Source organism: Vibrio sp. YQ_11 (assembly GCF_043103065.1).
Lineage (GTDB): Bacteria > Pseudomonadota > Gammaproteobacteria > Enterobacterales > Vibrionaceae > Vibrio > Vibrio parahaemolyticus.
In genome coordinates, this window is the sequence record NZ_JBICJM010000018.1 from 1 (window position 1) to 971 (window position 971).

The following is a 971-nucleotide window of genomic DNA, read 5'->3' on the forward strand; positions in this document are numbered from 1 at the left end:
CAACGTATTAAAGAGCTTGAGAAGCAACTTGAAGATGCACAGCTCAAAGCCGACTTCTTTGAAGCTGTAGTGAACGTTATGGAGCGTGACTATGGCGTTAGAGTGACAAAAAAGCACAAAGATGCGTTGTCCAATAGAAAACCATAGCGGGGTTGACCGTCACGAAGTTTTGTCAGTTAGTGCAAATCTCTCGTCAAGCTTATTACAAGCAGTGCCAGACTCAATCTCGTTGTGAACATCATGAGCATGCTGTCATTGGCTTTGTCCGTGAAGTCAGAATGAAGCAGCCACGCATTGGTACGCGTAAACTGAAGTTCTTAGCCGCAATAAAGGGCATTCAAATAGGTCGCGATAAACTCTTTGAGCTTCTCAGAAGGCATCGCCTGTTAGTGAGAGCAAGACGAACCTATCACCGAACGACTAACAGTCGTCATCGGTTCTACTGTCACCCTAATAAAGTGAAAGATGGGCTGACACCAACGAAGCCAGAACAGCTATGGGTTGCTGATATTACTTACTTGCCGACTCTCGATGGAGAGAGTTACGTCAGCCTGGTTACGGACGCTTATTCAAGGAAGATTGTTGGTTACTATGTGGATGACAACATGAAAACGCAATCAGTTAAGCGGGCATTTATCTCAGCTCTCAGGCAACGACAGAGTGAAGAAAAGCTAATACACCACTCAGATAGAGGCTCACAATACTGTTCGAAGGAATATCAAGATATCCATAAGAAACACAAAGTGACTTGCTCGATGACTGACGGCTATGATTGCTATCAGAATGCTTTAGCAGAGCGTGTAAATGGGATACTCAAAATGGAGTTCTTACTTAGGAAACCGAAAGATCTGGAAGAAGCGAGGACGATGGTTGCAGAATCTGTAGAGATCTATAATCAAATGAGGCCTCATACGGCTTTAAAATACAAAACGCCCGATGAAGTACATCGAGCGTTTTAGTTAAAAAGTGTC

The 971-nt window shown here is 43.8% G+C and carries 1 pseudogene; it reads left to right on the forward strand.

The features are described from left to right. Positions 1-959, forward strand: a pseudogene (locus ACF8EG_RS10950) (IS3 family transposase); the annotation flags it as partial. Positions 960-971 lie beyond the last annotated feature (12 nt).